This window comes from Aquitalea sp. USM4 (genome assembly GCF_004328945.1).
In the GTDB taxonomy this organism is placed as follows: domain Bacteria; phylum Pseudomonadota; class Gammaproteobacteria; order Burkholderiales; family Chromobacteriaceae; genus Aquitalea; species Aquitalea pelogenes.
Genome location: NZ_CP029539.1, coordinates 2,864,434 through 2,878,861, shown reverse-complemented (window position 1 = coordinate 2,878,861; position 14,428 = coordinate 2,864,434). Strand labels below are relative to the sequence as shown.

Here is a 14,428-nt window from a genome sequence, read left to right as displayed (position 1 = left end):
TATTGCATCAACCCTGCCGCAGCCACACGCCGAAGGCATGGTCGAATACTTCCCGTTCAGCACGCCGGCAGGGGGCCGGACACGGGAGGTGGTATCCGTCACCCATCAAGGAAACAGTGATGAACAACAGCAAGAAGAACCCGTCTGCCGGCCTGGCACTGGGTCACGCAGTGTGCATGGCCAGCCTGGCGCTGGCGGTGCAACAGGCTTATGCCGCCACGGACAGCGCTACGCTGGAAACGGTGAAAGTGAATGCAGAGCAGCGCAATGATGCGCTGGCACCGACACAGGGTTATCAGGTGGGCAGCAGCAAGAGCGCCAGCAAAACCGATACGCCGCTGCAGGACATTCCGCAGGCGGTATCGGTGGTCACCCGCCAGCAAATCGAAGACCAGCAAGCCCGCACCATCAGCGAAGCACTCAATTACACCCCGGGGGTATTTACCGGCGCGGTGGGTTCCACCACCCGTTACGACTACATCGTGTTGCGTGGTTTCAGCGACCATCCCACCGCCAATGAATTTCTGGATGGCCTGCGCCTGTTTGGCGACCCGGATGGCTACAACACCCTGCAGATTGACCCCTACGTGGTGGAAAGGCTGGACGTGGTACGCGGGCCGGCATCCGCCAGCTATGGCCAGGCCGCACCCGGTGGCGTGGTGGCCATCACCAGCAAGCGCCCGCTGCAATCGGACTACCACGAGTTGTCATTAACAGTGGGCAACCACCAGCAACGCTCGCTGGGGCTGGATTTTGGCGGTGCCGTGGCCGGGCGCGACGACTTGTCCTACCGCCTGGTTGCCAAGGGCAGCGCCGCCGACCAGCAGCAAAACGGTGCCAGCACCGAGCGCTATGTGCTGGCACCCTCGCTCAACTGGAAAATCAGCGACAGCACCAATCTGCTGCTGCAAGCCTATTTGCAGAAAGACCCCAGCACTGGCTACCACGGCACCCTGCCCTACTACGGCACCGTGGTACCGCATAACGGCAAGACCATCTCCACCAGCTTCAACGAAGGCTCCAGTGGCGACGGCATGAGCCGCGATCAGCAATACTTTGGTTATCAGCTGGAACACCGCATCAACGACGCGCTGACCTTCCGCCAGCAATACCGGCTGCAACTGAGCAAGACCGACCTGAGCCAGTACTCCGACGTGGGCTGGGTGTCGGACAGCTCCGACCTGCTCAACCGCACCTATGCCCGCTCCAGCGAGCGCTCCACCGCCCACATCATCGACAACAACCTGGAAGCCCGCTTCAGTGCGCTGGGACTCAGGCACACCGTGCTGGCCGGGCTGGACTACCAGACCAGCCGCAACAAGGGCGACAACTCCTATACCTACACCGGCACCACCATCAACCCCTTCAACACCGTCTACGACGACAGCAGTCACCCGCTGTCCTACAAATACTTCGACCGCAAGCGCGACCAGACCGGCGTCTACCTGCAGGACCAGATGGCACTGGACAACTGGAAGCTGACCGCCGGCCTGCGCCACGATCAGGCCAAGGTATCGGAAACCAATACCGGCACCGGCGTGAGCAACAGCTGGGATGGCGGCAAGACTACCGGTCGGCTGGGTCTGGTCTACCAGGCGGCCAATGGCCTGAGCCCCTACCTGAGCTACAGCGAAGGCTTTGACCCAAGCCAGGCCTATGCCACCGATACCCATGGCAATGTGCTCAAGCCGATGCAAAGCAAGCAAAGCGAAGTCGGCATCCGTTACCAGCCAGGCAGCGACATCCAGCTGTCGGCGGCCATTTACGACTTGCGCCAAAGCAATGTCGCCCAGTACAACGCCACCACCTTCAAATACGACCCCATCGGCAAGGTCCGCTCACGCGGCGTGGAACTGGAAGCCAATGCCAGGCTGAGCCCGCGCCTGTCGCTGCTGGCGGGCTACACCTATACCGACATGGAAGTGACCGAAGGCAGCAACCAGGGCAAGACGCCGTATCTGGCACCGGCTCACAAGGCCACCGCCTGGCTGGACTATGCCTTTGACAGCGGCATCAATCTGGGCGGCGGCATTCGCCATACCGGCTGGATGTGGGCCGACAGCGCCAACACCCTGACCATTCCGGGTGTCACGCTGTACGACCTGCGCCTGCGGCTGCAACTGGGCCGGTTCAGCCCGTCGCTCAAAGGCAGCACGCTGCAGATCAACGCCAACAACCTGGCCAACAAGACCTACGTGGCATCGTGCTACAGCAGCTATGCCTGCTACTACGGCGAGAAGCGCAATATCAGCGCCACCCTCAGCTACAAGTGGTAAGCCTGCCCGGCAAAGAAAAACGCCTGACACAGTCAGGCGTTTTTTGCTTGTCACCGCAGGCAGGGCCGCCTAGTCGGCGCTCTGGCGCAGGCCGTCCACATTCAGCAGGCTGATTTCCCGGCCGTTCACCTCGATCAGCTGCGCTTCACTCAGCTGGTGCAACATGCGCGACAGGGTTTCCGGCGTCAGGTTCAGCCGCGAGGCAATCAGGTTCTTGTTGACCGGCAATGTCACCAGCGGCATCGGTACGGTGAGATCGGCGTTCTGCAACAGATAACCCACCACCCGTTGCAGCGATGTTTCAATGGTGTAGCGCTCCACATCGCGCACCAGGCCGTGCAGCCGCATCGACAGGCCGGCCAGCAGGCGGCGGGCAAAGGCCGGGTCTTTTTCGATGGCCTGGTTGATGCCTTGCGCTTCCACCTTCAGCAAAAAGCCATCCTCCAGTAACTGCGCCATCACCGGGCAGGGCTTGCCCAGAAACATCACCGCCTCGGCAAAGCTCTGGCCCGGATGGATGATTTCCATCACCTTTTCACTGCCCTGAGACGAGGAAATGGCCAGTTTCACCCGGCCATACACCACCAGGAACATGCCATCACACGGGTCGCCCTTCTGGAAGATCACCTGCCCCTTGCTGCCACGCACTTCGTGGGTAAAGGGCACCAGCGCCTCGATCTGCGCCGGAGACAGTTGCTGGAACAAAGGCTGATGCCGCAAGAAAGCGGGAATATCGACTGTTTGCATGATTTTTCCAAAGGCGGGCCGGGTGCACGCACCCGTCATGCCGCCGACTATAGGCCGCCAGCACCGACATCGCCATGCACACAAAGCATCAGGCAACTACGCCAAACGGCGTAGAAGCAGCATGGCGCATGCGCGCTGGCGTTCGGTGGTTTCAACGACTGCCGGCTTCAGTGACTGGTCCCTTCCGAACGGTTGACCTTGTTGAACACATTGTATTTGCCAATCGGCTTGGCCATGGGCAGCGCGGCCACTTCGCGCAGGGTCTGCGCATCCACCACAATCAGCTCGCCGGGGTTTTCCATCACCGACACCAGCGCATAACGGCCATCGCGGGTGAATTCCACATGGGCGGTGGTCTTGCCCGGCCGCAACACCAGCTGGCGCACCACGCTGAGGCTGCGCTTGTCGATGATGGACAGCATGTCCTTGTGCGCGCTCATCATGGAATCAGCCCAGGCATAGGGCGTGTTTTCGTGGCTGCGCAGGAAGAAGCCCGGCCCCGGCAGTTGCACCTGCCTGATCAACTGCCAGCTGTCCATATCCACGAAACTGAGCTGGCCGCCCTTGAGATTGGGCGTGGCCATGATGCGGTGGCCATCGCGCTCGAAGCTGATGCCAGAGCCCAGATGCGGCATGCCATCCAGCGGCAGGTCCGCCACCTTGCTGCGCGCATCCAGGCTGATCACCTGCGCCTGACCGCTGCGCGAGGCACCCAGCACATGCTGATAAGACGGGTCGAAGTAGAAGTCGTCCAGCACCATGGACAGCGGCGTCACGCGCGGGGTAAGAAAACCCGGCTGCGCCAGCGCCTCGCCCATCTGGTAGTCATGCACCAGTCCGGGGTAAACCGGCGCGGCGTGTCGGTCGTAGCTGATTTCCCACAGCTCCGGCACATCTTTCAAGGCCACCACAAAGCTGTGGCGCGGTGCGGCTTCGTACACGGCGGACACCCGCGACGGATGACCGGCCGCATCACGCACCGCAATGGTTTTCACCGGGGCCAGGCCGTGCGCGTCCAGCAGCACCAGCGTTTGCGGCAGGGTGTTGCCAGCCAGAATCCAGTTGCCGTCATCCGATACCGCGATATTGCGCGTGTTCAAGCCCACGCGGATATCCGCCACCACTTGCAGGCTGTACAGGTCGTACTGGGTCACCCAGCCATCACGGCTGGAAAAATAGACAAAGCGGCCATCAGGGGAAAACTTGGGCCCGCCATGCACCGCATAGTGGCTGGCAAAGCGGGTGATGGGCCGGAAGCGGTCGCCATCCAGCACCGTGACATGATGGTCACCCGCTTCCACCACCACAAACAGGTTGAGCGGATTGGCCGTGTATTGCGGCTTGGCCGGCAGGCTGGACAGTGCCACCGGCTGGCGGTGCGAGGCGCGCATGTCGGCATCGCTCCAGCGTGGCGGCGTGGCTGGAGCACTTTGTACATAGGCGGTGAGCTGTTTGATTTGCTCCTCGCTCAACTGGCCGGCAAACCCGGCCATCTGGGTGGCGCTGCGCCCCTGACGGATGGTGTTGCTGATTTCGGCAGTTTTCAGCCGCTCCAGGCTTTCCGGCAGCAAGGCCGGGCCCATGCCGCCCAAGCGGTCGACCCCGTGACAGTTTTGGCAATGCTGGCCGTATAACTGCGCGGCGGCGGATGGATCCATGTCCGCTGCGGGAGCAGCCTGCAGCGGCAGGCTGAGGGTCAGGGCAAACAAAACAAGCCAGCGTTTCATCATGCTGTTTCCTTTTGCCATGGCGTCAGCGGTGCCAGCGCATGCACGCCGCTGGCCACGCCTACTTCTTCATCGCTCAGATAACAGGCCGGGTCCGCCGCCCAGAAATTGCCGGTCAGCTCCCAGGCGCGCACCCGGGTATTGCCATTGCAGATGGCCAGATGCTGACAGGCGGCGCAGCGCCCTTCCACCGGCCGTGGCGACTGGCGCAGCCCGGCGAGCAGCGGGTGGGACAGATCCTGCCAGATGGCAGAAAACGGCCGCTGGCGCACATTGCCCAGCGTCACCTTCCACCACATGGTGTCCGGGTGCACATTGCCCAGATTGTCGATATTGGCCACGTTCACCCCGCTGGCGTTGCCACCCCAGGCCAGCAGGCGCTGGCGCAGCTGCGCCGCCTGTGCCGGGTAATGACGCGCAGCCCAGTGCAGCAGGTACACCGCATCGGCATCGTTGTTGCCGGTAACGAAATCACGCGGCTTGCCAGCGCGGATGTGCTGCAGGCAGGACTCGATCAGCAAGTCCATCGCCCAGCGGGTACGCGGCTGGCGGGCGTCGTCGGCCCGGTGCTTGTTGCCGCGCCCGGCATAGTTGAGATGGGAAAAATAGAACTTGTCGATGTCTTCCACTGCCAGTAGCTGCAATAGCGCAGGCAGGTCGTCGGCATTGTCTTCGGTCATGGTGTAGCGCAGGCCCACTTTCAGCCCGGCATCACGTGCCAGCCGCATGCCGCTCAAGGCCAGCTCGTAGCCACCAGCCAGGCGACGGAAGCGGTCGTGGGTGGCTCCGATGCCATCCAGGCTGACACCGACATAGTCAAAGCCCACCGCCGCCAGCGCGGCAATATTGCGCTGGTCAATCAGCGTGCCATTGCTGGACAAGCCGACATAAAAACCCATGGCCTTGGCGCGGGCGGCCAGCTCGAAGATATCCGGCCGCAGCAGCGGTTCGCCGCCGGACAGAATCAGCACCCGCACACCAAAGGCGTACAGATCGTCCATCACCGCGCAGGCTTCTGCCGTACTCAGCTCACCCTGGAAATCCTTGTTGGCCGAGGTGGAGTAACAATGCTGGCAGGTAAGGTTGCAGCGGCGGATCAGGTTCCAGATCACCACCGGGCCGCCGGGTTTGCCGCTACGGGCGGGGGCGGCTGCCGGGTCCAGCAGGCTTTGCAGATAGGGTGTCAGGCGCAGCATGGCTGGCTCCGGCAATGGTGATGGCCATCAGTGTGCAGGCCGCCCCCTGCCCGTCTCCTTGACCCGTATCAACGGGATCAATCCCGGCTTACACCCGCAGGCCGGACTTTTTCAGGATGCGGGTGGAAAACAGCAGCGCATGGCGGCGGCAGGCTGGGCCGAGCAATTGCAATAGCGCGGCCTGCTGTTCGCGTACCGCGCGGCGATTGTCGCCATGCACCATGGCAAACAGGTTGTAAGGCCAGTGCGGCAGGTGGCGCGGACGGCGATAGCAGTGGCTCACGCAATCCAGCGCACCCAGTTGCTGGCCCAGCTCATCCACCAGCTCGTCCGCCACATCAAACACCGCCATGCCGTTGGCGCGGTAGCCGATGGCGTAGTGATTGGGCACCGCGCCGATGCGGCGGATCACCCCTTGTTCCAGCATGCGGCCCAGTCGGCTCAACACCTCCTGCTCTGGCAATTGCAGGGCGTCGGCCAATTGGCGGTAGGGCTGCTCCACCAAGGGCAGCCCGGCCTGGCTGGCGCGGATCAGCCGCCAGTCGTCCTCGTCCAGTTCCGGCACCATGGGCTGTTCATCCAGACTGCCACGTCCGGCACTGGCCTGCCCCACCGCCGCCTGGCCGCCCACGGTAAAGCGCATGCCGACAAAGTATTCGCGCTGCTTGGGAAAGGCATGCACGGTGAGGCCGGTCAGCAGTTCGATGGCGCTGCAGGCGGCGGAAATCCCGGCCTGGCTGGCGGCGGCCAGCACAAACCACATATTCAGCTTGTGGCTGCGCTGGTAGTTGTGCGCCACCGCCGGCAGGCTGTTGACTGCCGCCGCCACCTCGTCAAAGCGTGCCGGTGGCACTGCCAGCGCCGCCAGCACAAAGCAGCCGCCCATGCGTTCTATCTGGTACAGCGGGCCAAAACGGGTCAGCACCTGGCGCTGCAGCAGGCCATCCAGCCCTTGCCGCAAGGCCAGCTCGCTGCAGCCTAGGGTGGCGGCAGCATGGGCAAAGGGCTGGCTGGTAAGCGGAAAGCCACCTTGCAGCTGGTTGACGATGCAGGTTTCCAGCGGGTTGAGCGCAGCCCGGCTATGCGTGATGGCCATAACAGGCTCCGCGTTGGGTGTAGCGTTTTATCGAGGGCAAAACCGCGTGCGGATAATCCTGCAGGCCATGGCGGCGGACCAGATCATCCAGCATGGCCTGCAGGCTGGCGGCATCACTGGCGTGAATCATGCAGAACAGCTGGTAAGGCCAGTGCGGCGGCCGCGCCGGACGTTCGTAACACAGCGTCACCGCCGGTTCTGTCGCCAACTGGCAGGCGATGGCTGCGCGACGGGCGGCATCGTCGATCTGCCACACGCACATGGCGTTGTGGCGATAGCCCAGCTCGGCATGGCGCAGCACCGCGCCAAAGCGCCGCAGCACGCCTTGCGCCTGCCAGGCTTGCAATTGCTGCAGCACCTCCGGCTCGGTCAGGCCGCAGTCACAGGCCAGCAGCTGGAACGGCCGCAATTGCAGCGGCAGGCCGTCACGCAAGGCGGCCAGCAGGCGCTGCTGCCGCCAGTTTGGGCGTATTGGCTTTGGCTGCGGTTGTGGCTGGCGCGCAGCCACGCTGCCATCCAGTGCAAAGCCGAGGTCGATATGATATTCGCACAGCAAGGGCAGGTTGAGCGGTGTCAGACCGGTGGCCAGATGAATGCGCGACAGCACCTCGGCCACGGCGGCGGCATCGCTGGCGGTCACCACAAACCACAGGTTGAAGTGGTGGTCGCGCTGGTAGTTGTGGTTGACCTCGGCATGGCTGCTGACAAAGGCGGCCACTGCATCCAGCCGCTCCGGCGGCACTGCCAGTGCGGCCAGTGTGCTGCTGCCCACGGTATTGGGGGCAAACACCGCTCCCAGCCGTGACAGCAAGCCAGCCTGCCGGGCCGTAAACAACAACTGCATGAGCTCACGGGCCGTCCAGCCATCGCCCAGCAGGGCAGCCATGTCGGCAAATGGTGTGGCACTGAGCGGAAACTGCTTCTGACAACGGTCCAGTGCCTGCAGGCTGCGCGGCGGCAGTACGCCAGGGTTTGAAGGGTCTGGCATCACATCCCCATCCTGCTGGCACGGCTGCTGAAGAAAATGCCGGATGGCTCCAGCGCCGGCAGCGTGCGGCGCACGGTGAGCGTGGCGGTGTCGATCACCACCAGCTTGTTGTCGTCACGGCTGGACAGCCACACCGCATCGCCACGGGGGGTGAATTCCATGTGCAGGATGGCGCGGCCCGGTTGCAAGGTCTTGATTAGCTGCCGGGTCGGCACATCAATCACCTGCACCTTGTCGTTATCGGGGAAGGCAAAGTTGACCCACACCCGCCGCCCGCCCGGTTCGGCCATCACGAATACCGGCTGGCCCAGTACCGGCACTGTCGCCACCTGCGCCCAGCTACGGTTGTCGGCCACCAATATTTCGTGCTGGCCGATGGCAGGCAGGAAGGCGTAATCCCCGGCGATGGACCAGCCGCGCAAATGCGGCATCTTGTACACCGGCAGGGTCTGACGGCCACGGCCATAGCCGGCCAGAATACGCCGCACACCGGCGTCGGCATGCCAGCTATCCAGCAAGGCGAGGCCATCCTCGCCGTATAGCCCGGCAATGAAATAGCGGCCATCGCCACTGGCCAGCCCGTCGTAAGGCTGCTTGCCGATATGCTGGAAGCGCTGGATTTTGGGTGCCGTGGGCGTGCTGGCGTCCAGCACGTCGATTTCATCGGCATCAAACAGTGCATAGGCAAAACGCTTGCCCGGCAGGTCGGCAAGGCCCACCACGCGCGAAGGCTGGCCGTTGGGCCCGGCAGCAGCGGGAACACTGGCCAGCAAGGCCAGGCTGTCGGCATCAAACAGTTTCACCCCGCCGGGGCTGTAGTTTTGCGCGGCCAGCACCCGACCATCGCTGGAAATGGCACCGCCTATGCTATTACTGGCCTGCTCCACCCGCTTCACCAGCCGGGCGGTCAGCAAATCCACCTTGCTGATGGCGCCATCGCGGCCAAACACATAGGCATGGCGGGCATCCGGAGAAAACACCACCGAGGCATGGGACAGATCACCCAGGCCCTGCACCCGTGCCAGCGCCTGCTCATGGGTGTTGTCGATAATCTGCACGCTGCCGCTGGCACGTTCGATCACCACGCCCAGATTGCCCGTACCACGCAAGGGTGGCGTACTGGCACAAGCCGCCAACAGCAGACATGACAGTGGCAGCAGCAGGCGGGCTAGCGTGCGCCGCCCTGTTGCAAGAGTTGAACCAGCCATTGCGCTTCTTCTTCGGAAAGGAAAGGCCGCCACGGCGGCATCGGGGTGCCGGGGCGGCCATTGAGAATGGTGGCCACCAGGCTGTCGGCCGGTTTGCCAGCCAGCGCCTGGGGAGTGAGCGGGCTGCCCAGCCCGCCCTTGAGGCTGAGGCCGTGGCAGGCACCGCAATCGTTATGCAGCAGTTGCAGCAGCTCACCCGCACGGGGTTCTGCCGGTGGCGCTGCTGTGGCCTGCTGGCACAGGCTGGCAGCCAGCAAGGCCGCCAGACAGATGCCACGCCTTACTGGGCCAGAATCCATGTCACCAGCTGCTTGAGGTCGGCATCCGGCACTTGCGGATTAGGCGACATCGGAATGGCACCAAAACTGCCGGAACCACCCGCCTTCACCTTCTGCATCAGCTTGGCGGTGACATCCTGCCCCTTGTATTTGGCCGCCACCTGCTTGTAGGACGGGCCAACCAGCTTGGCATCCACGCTGTGGCAGGCCAGGCAGTTGTATTGCTTGGCCAGTTCCGGCCCGCTGGCCGCCTGGGCCAGCCCGGCCGACATCAGCCCACCCAGGGCCAGCGCGATCAGTACATGTTTCATGCTGCTCTCCTTGTTCCGGCAGACCACGGACGATCTGCCGGATTTCAACAGTGAAAGGACGGCGACGACTTATTTCAAATCAATAAATATCGTGCTGGGTGTTGAACACATTGAACTTGCCGGTGGGGGTGATCAGGCGCGGGTCCTTGATCACGGCCTTGAGCTTGCGGGTCTTGTCGTCCACCACCACGATGGCCGATTGCTTGTCCTTGCCGCTCCACACCGAGAACCACACCTCGCTGCCATCCTTGTTGTACTCCGGCTGCAGCACGCGCTTGGCACCATCGCCCAGGCCAGACCACTCGCCAATCGGCAGGGTGACAAAGCCCTTGTCCAGATGATTGATGTCAAACACGGCAGCGCTCTGGCTGACCGCTGCATCCGGGTTCAGCGCGGTATCCACCCACAGATTGTGGGATTTCGGGTGAGTCTTGATGAACAGCGAACCACCGCCCTGCCCCTTGAGTACCCGCACCACCTTCCAGGCCTGGGCCTTGTGCTTGTCCGGGTCGGTGCCGATCAGGCTGATACTGTCGTCGCCCAGGTGGCCGGTGGCCCATACCGGGCCGTATTGCGGGTCGACAAAGTTGGCACCACGGCCCGGGTGCGGGGTCTTGCCCACATCCACCAGCGCGGCCAGCTTGTCCAGCTTGGTATCCACCACCGCGACCTTATTGGAGGCATTGGCAGCCACCATGAAGTAACGGCCGGTGGTATCGAAACCGCCGTCATGCAGGAACTTGGCCGCGTCGATGGTGGTGGTTTTCAGGTTGGACAGGTCGGAATAATTCACCATCATGATCTTGCCGGTTTCCTTGGCATTGATGACGAATTCCGGCTTGTAGTGGCTGGCCACAATCGAGGCCACGCGCGGTTCCGGGTGGTATTCGTTATCCACCGTCATGCCACGGGTGCCGACAATCTTCAGCGGCTTGAGGCTGTTGCCGTCCATGATCACGTACTGTGGCGGCCAGTAGGCCCCGGCCACCGCCAGCTTGTCTTCAAAGCCCTTGAACTTGGAGGTTTCCACCGAACGGGCTTCCAGGCCGATGCGGATTTCCGCCACCGTGTCCGGCTTGGCCATCCACAGGTCGATCAGGTTGATCTTGCCGTCGCGGCCAATCACGTACAGGTAGCGGCCGGACTGCGACAGGCGGGAAATATGCACGGCGTAGCCGGTTTTCAGCACGCTGACAATCTGCTTGCTATTGCCATCGATCAGGGCAATCTGGCCAGCATCGCGCAGGGTGACCGAGAACAGGTTGGCCACATCCAGATTGTTCTCTTTATGCGTTGGCCGCTTTTCCGGCGGAATCAGCACCTTCCAGGTGCCCAGCATGTCCTTCATGCCGAATTCCGGCGGAGTGGGCGGTTCCTGCTGCACATAACGCGCCATCAGGTCCACCTGGGCATCGCTCAGCTCACCGGAAGTCCCCCAGTTGGGCATGCCGGCTGGCGAACCGTACTTGATGAAAGTCTTCAGGTATTCGGTGCCCCGCGTGAGGGTGATGTCCGGTGTCAGCGGCTTGCCGGTGGCGCCCTTGCGCAACACCCCGTGACAGCCGGCGCAACGTTCGAAGTAAATCTGCTTGGCGTGGGTGAACTCCGCCTCGGTCATCGGCGGAGCCTTGGGGTTGATGTTCTGGTGCATGGGCTCGGAAACCAGCGGCGAGGCGGCTCCCTGGTATTTCGCCTCCGGGGCGGAAGTCGAGGTAGTGGCGGTATCCGCCCAGGCCTGCAACACGGAAAAAGGCAGGGCCGCCAGCAACACACTTCTTGGCAGCCAGGACAAGCGCGGGGTCTTCATGGTTAGGGCTCCAGCGTGACAGTAATGCTTGGTTGCCGGCATCTTCATCCCGCGGGCATATCCCCCTCCTTGATACGAATCAACGGTTTAACCATGGGCCTTACAGGGTTGAAACAATGCACAACCCTGCCCGCGATGAATCAAAAACCAAGGCATGACATGCACCACCACATACCATCCGCTACATCCACTTATGGTTCTTTAACCCCGCCTCGTTTTAACAAAACAAATAATTCGACCTTTCACCACACAAACTCCTACTTATCTGATTGGCATCTCACCATGGGCACTTTGATTATTGCCAACGTCATCACTCCTATCCCGCCCCCCAGCCAGGAGACCCGTCATGAGCCAGCCCAATCCGCTCACCACTCGCCAGATCATGAGCAAAGACAATCTCACTGCCACCAGCATGCTCAATAGCAAACCCAATTCGGTGTGTTATCTGGAAGGCACCTGCCAAACCGCCTGGAGCCTGGCGCAGCAGTTTGCCATCGTGCGGATCTCGCCCTCCACCCCGCCAGGCCGGCCACCATCACCGTTCAGCATCCGGATAAAACCCATCAGTCCTACCACATACCGCCCCATCAAAGGCGATGTAACGACCAAGTCGGTACGCGCCCGTACCGTGGCCGCCACCTATGCCCGTTTCTATCTGGAAACCGAAGAGTTTGGCGACCCCAAGCGCAAGGGCCGCTACTACTGGATGGCACTGGGCGCATTCGCCAGCAAAACCGTGGCCTGCTCCCTGGAACACCGCGCCGTCAAAGCCGCCGCCAAGCTGGGCATCGACGCCGTGGCCGATGGCCTGGGCAAAGGCAATTTCTGGCTGTTTCAGGACATTGCCCCCATTCACTGGCTGCACAGCTATGACTACAGCGCCTACTTCCACTGCGCCAGTACGCGCGGTGAAAAACTCTATGAGGTGATGGAAAGCCAGCTGACGCAGCTGCCTTGGGCCGAGCAGGCGCTGCCGCGCTTGCAACACCTGAAACTGTCGTCCTATGCCCAGAAGGGCATGCTCTTGGTACGCGAGATTGAGAAGCTTCAGCCGGGATCGGACACATATCGAGAAAAACAACTCGCCCATTTATTGGCCATCGCCAATCACGAACAGCGGGTAGTACTGCAAAAGCTGATTTATACCGACCCCGACTTTACCGTGTGGCTGCAACGCCAGCGGGCATTGCAACAGACGGCGGACACACTATTGGAACCAAGTACCACCAAGCCGCCGCAGTACGTGGATGAAACCAGCCAGGCTCTGGCCCTGCTCACCAAAACCATCTTGCCACCGCTGGAACTGGTGTTTGCCGCCGCCTGTGAAACCAAGGATCCCAAGCTCAAATCCGAAGTGCCCAAAGACACCATATTGGAAAACGAAAACAGTCGAATGCGGTGGATTGGTTTAGCGGCAAAACAATTCCATGGCTTGATGGAGACGCAAGCTGAATATATGGACCAGCAATTGCGCAGCATCGCCAGTTGGCATAACCCCGAGATGACCACTTTTGAACTGGTATTACGCCAACACGACCCATGGTGCATGCGATGAAACCATTACTATCTTGCCTGCTATTACTGATGCTTAATGCCTGCCAACCTGACCAGAGTGATTCCAAACCCATGTCCAATGTCATTAATCCGATTGAAATCACCATTAAAGTAGGTGAAAACGCCGATATATTTGCCCAGCGCAATGCCGATCTACTGCGCTTGAATGTCCAACCAGCCGGGCTGACATTTTACGAAATAAATCGAGATCCACACCAATTGGCGAAGGTTCAACTGGCGCAAGGCAAAGCTAGTCTGACCATTCCCTATGTTCTTAGCGTCATGGGAACGCTGAATACCGATTATTTATCAGCAGGACTAGAAAAATTTAGCCTATTTGCCGCCCTCACCGATCAAGATACTTTAAACAATGAGGCAGTACGGTTGTATATCAACAGCCTGCTGCAACAATTCCGTGCCAAAGGCTGGCGACCGCTGTTTTACTATGACGCACCACGGCTAAGAGGGCAGGAACAGTTTGACTATGTCGTGACCAAGCAACTGTTGCCACTAGATGGTGAGATGGACCTCAGCCCACACAACTGGCAGCGCATCGACTGGATCGCCAGCCCTTACTGGATGTTCTATGCCGACAATGTGTTTGCCCAAATTGAATTCCGCCGCTCCCCCACCTGGGAGGACCCCAAACAATTGGGCACTGGTTTGCTGACCATCGACTTCCAAAGCATGGAAAGTTATCTGCGCGAAGATATTCCAGAAAAAGACCGTGCCAACTGGCGCGCCTTCTGGCCGGCCAAGGCCAAGTGGTATCGCGAACGGCGCGATAGTGCGGAAATCCGCTTGCACAAGGAAGGCAAGCATATCGACCTGCACTACCAGGACCCGCCCTTGCCCCCACCGCCGCCCGGCCAGCGCAACCCGGAGCTGCCACCGGAAGTCACCCGCCCGGCCCATCCGCTGATCAAATCCTCCGCGCGTGTACCACTCCAGCGCGACGCACTACCCTTGGGCACCACCTGCCACACAGGCGAGAGTTGCCCGCAAAGCGGTATCTGGCATGCCCAGTTTCCACCGCACAGCATTAGCAACCGCCTGCCGGGTTACGACGTACAACGCTTTTTTGCTCAGGGCAGCCTGCTGCCCCCTTTACCGGTGCACTATCCCCGCTTGCTGGGGCGCTGGCTGGGCTACCCCGCCCAGGTAGAGCCGGTGCGCTGGATTCTGATGGCCTACCAATGAAACCCAAGCAAGCACTGACTGGCCACAGGTCATCACGCAC

Annotated in this window: 12 protein-coding genes; 3 read left to right on the top strand and 9 right to left on the bottom strand. The window is 61.4% G+C overall.

From position 1 onward, the window contains the following. Positions 1–119: 119 nt before the first annotated feature. Positions 120–2,276, top strand: a complete 2,157-nt coding sequence (locus DKK66_RS13310; protein WP_131358866.1) for a TonB-dependent siderophore receptor — start codon at positions 120–122, stop codon at positions 2,274–2,276. Positions 2,277–2,345: 69 nt separating this feature from the next. Here DKK66_RS13310 and DKK66_RS13305 read toward each other — a convergent pair whose 3' ends face one another. From DKK66_RS13305 to DKK66_RS13265, 9 genes are all read right to left on the bottom strand, one after another. Continuing rightward, positions 2,346–3,023, bottom strand: a complete 678-nt coding sequence (locus DKK66_RS13305; protein WP_131358863.1) for a Crp/Fnr family transcriptional regulator — start codon at positions 3,021–3,023, stop codon at positions 2,346–2,348. A 167-nt stretch (positions 3,024–3,190) separates the two neighbouring features. Continuing rightward, positions 3,191–4,753 (bottom strand): cytochrome D1 domain-containing protein, encoded by a 1,563-nt coding sequence (locus tag DKK66_RS13300; protein WP_131358860.1) that lies wholly within the window; start codon positions 4,751–4,753, stop codon positions 3,191–3,193. Continuing rightward, positions 4,750–5,946: a heme d1 biosynthesis radical SAM protein NirJ gene (gene nirJ / locus DKK66_RS13295; protein ID WP_131358858.1), complete on the bottom strand. Its 1,197-nt coding sequence runs from the start codon at positions 5,944–5,946 to the stop codon at positions 4,750–4,752. Before nirJ ends, DKK66_RS13300 begins: the two co-directional genes overlap by 4 nt. 88 nt (positions 5,947–6,034) lie before the next feature. Then, a complete protein-coding gene (locus DKK66_RS13290; RefSeq protein ID WP_062791076.1) occupies positions 6,035–7,042 on the bottom strand; it encodes an Lrp/AsnC family transcriptional regulator in 1,008 nt (335 codons plus the stop codon). Continuing rightward, complete coding sequence (locus tag DKK66_RS13285; protein ID WP_131358855.1) at positions 7,026–8,030, bottom strand: Lrp/AsnC family transcriptional regulator; 1,005 nt, start codon at positions 8,028–8,030, stop codon at positions 7,026–7,028. Before DKK66_RS13285 ends, DKK66_RS13290 begins: the two co-directional genes overlap by 17 nt. Further along, positions 8,030–9,238 carry a cytochrome D1 domain-containing protein gene (locus tag DKK66_RS13280; RefSeq protein ID WP_131358852.1) on the bottom strand — a complete coding sequence of 403 codons (1,209 nt, stop codon included), beginning with the start codon at positions 9,236–9,238 and terminating at the stop codon, positions 8,030–8,032. The genes DKK66_RS13285 and DKK66_RS13280 overlap by 1 nt, the downstream gene beginning before the upstream one ends. Continuing rightward, positions 9,199–9,537, bottom strand: coding sequence for a cytochrome c (locus DKK66_RS13275; RefSeq protein WP_131358849.1), 339 nt, complete (start codon positions 9,535–9,537; stop codon positions 9,199–9,201). Before DKK66_RS13275 ends, DKK66_RS13280 begins: the two co-directional genes overlap by 40 nt. After that, a complete protein-coding gene (locus tag DKK66_RS13270) occupies positions 9,519–9,827 on the bottom strand; it encodes a c-type cytochrome (protein WP_045846240.1) in 309 nt (102 codons plus the stop codon). The genes DKK66_RS13275 and DKK66_RS13270 overlap by 19 nt, the downstream gene beginning before the upstream one ends. A gap of 79 nt (positions 9,828–9,906) precedes the next feature. Beyond that, positions 9,907–11,634 (bottom strand): nitrite reductase, encoded by a 1,728-nt coding sequence (locus DKK66_RS13265; RefSeq protein ID WP_045846239.1) that lies wholly within the window; start codon positions 11,632–11,634, stop codon positions 9,907–9,909. Positions 11,635–11,980: 346 nt separating this feature from the next. Here DKK66_RS13265 and DKK66_RS13260 point away from each other — a divergent pair, with 346 nt between their 5' ends. Both DKK66_RS13260 and DKK66_RS13255 read left to right on the top strand, forming a co-directional pair. After that, positions 11,981–13,189, top strand: a complete 1,209-nt coding sequence (locus DKK66_RS13260; protein ID WP_207389778.1) for a hypothetical protein — start codon at positions 11,981–11,983, stop codon at positions 13,187–13,189. A 71-nt stretch (positions 13,190–13,260) separates the two neighbouring features. Then, positions 13,261–14,388: a hypothetical protein gene (locus tag DKK66_RS13255; protein ID WP_131358846.1), complete on the top strand. Its 1,128-nt coding sequence runs from the start codon at positions 13,261–13,263 to the stop codon at positions 14,386–14,388. Positions 14,389–14,428 lie beyond the last annotated feature (40 nt).